The sequence below is a fragment of the Vibrio sp. Vb0349 genome (assembly GCF_033338975.1).
This window is the reverse complement of the sequence record NZ_JAWOTS010000153.1, coordinates 1-1,532: the sequence shown is the minus strand read 5'-3', so window position 1 is coordinate 1,532 and position 1,532 is coordinate 1. Positions and strand designations below refer to the sequence as shown.

2 protein-coding genes are annotated in these 1,532 nt (G+C 47.4%); both read right to left on the bottom strand.

Translation table 11 applies throughout. From position 1 onward, the window contains the following. Positions 1-535: 3'-5' exonuclease (locus tag R7Q47_RS24090; RefSeq protein ID WP_318089705.1), on the bottom strand; the 535-nt coding region annotated here is incomplete at its 3' end. A gap of 32 nt (positions 536-567) precedes the next feature. Further along, positions 568-1,532: DUF294 nucleotidyltransferase-like domain-containing protein (locus R7Q47_RS24085; protein ID WP_318089703.1), on the bottom strand; the 965-nt coding region annotated here is incomplete at its 5' end.

Below are 1,532 nucleotides of genomic sequence, written 5' to 3'. Positions count from 1 at the left end.
TATCTTGAATGGGCAGTTCCAGGTGCTTGCAAATCGCATCCAGACTTAAGTCGAAGTAGGCATTGGGTAAATGCCGTTCTAGTTTGTCGTGATAAATCTGGCTGACTTCAATTAATGGGTTTGGCAATGGGAAGCCGAGTTGCCTTTGGCAGGCAAGGTCGAGAATTTTTTTGTCATAGCGAATGTGATATCCGACTAAAGGACGGTTGCCGATGAACGCGAGCAGTTTCAGCAACGCTTCTTTCTCGCTGATACCATCAGCCAGATCTTGATGGCGAATTTTATGAATCTTCACTGACCTAGAATCTAACGATTGGGGCGCACGTAGGCGTACTTCAAAAGGCTGACTGGTAAGGATGCGGTTGTCGATGATTTTGGTTGCCGCGATGGTTACCAACTCAGCACGGTTCGGATCAAGGCTGGTGGTCTCACAATCTAAAGAGACAAACTCGGTTTTGTGTGGCGCACAAAACAGCGACTGATAAGGCGAGCCTTTCAGTTTGTAATGCCAATATTTGCGTTGTAACCAGTTCATCCTCTACGCCTCATTTTGACTTGTGTAAGCGCTTAATCGCGGATTTGATAGTGGAAGCCCAAGAACTGCTTAAACTTCTTCACCACATGCAAGCTATGACGCAGCAAGTCACGCTCGGTTCGGTCTAACTGTTTGATATCAATGTTGTTAAGTGTTTCTTGTTTACTCAATTGCTGATTAAGGCGAATCTTAAAGAACAGCTTCAACGCTTCGTTTAAGTTGTCTGCGGTCTCAGGTTCTAAGATGCGCTTTTTTCTTAGTGCTTCGATGCGTTCAAAGGTGTTTTTTTCTTCAATCGCATATTCCAACGACAAGGTGCGAATACCATGCACGATAGGGAAGATGCCACCACGTTTGATATCCAAACCATCCTTGGCACTTTTTACGTTGCCAAACAGAGTCAGGGGCACGGAAAATTGCAAAGCAGGGCGCGTGAAATCCGACAAAACCAGCATGCGATCTTTCATGCTGTCTCTGAGGTGATTTGCTATTGGGGTGAGAAGCTCTCGATTTCCTGCTACTGCATGTGCGTCACTGAAAATCGCCAAGTCCATGATTGGTTCAGGCTCCGCCTTCGCAATCCAATGATCTAAGGTGTGGATCCACTCTTGCTGCGTTTTGACCCATTTCGGGTTGTTGACCATCACTTTGCCGGGGCAGAGTGGGTAACCAAGCTGCTGCAGAGTATGGGTAAATGATTGCATTACTTGTTCGCAATGCGGCCATTCTAGCCCGTCTTCAATAATGAGCGCGTTGTCTTGGTCGGTCTTAAGAATTTGCTCGCCACGCCCTTCTGAGCCCAGCACGATCAAACAACAGTGGTCGTGCAAAGCGGGTGGCACCACCAGTTCAAAGGCTTTTTCGATAATTTGTTCGTTTACCGCAGAGATGAGCTCCATGATGAAGCGAGTGCGGATGCCGTTTCTCAGCAAGCTTTCTACCAGTTGACGTTGGCGGTTTGAGGCCAACGCCAGTTCTTCTACGCTGCTTGCTCGTG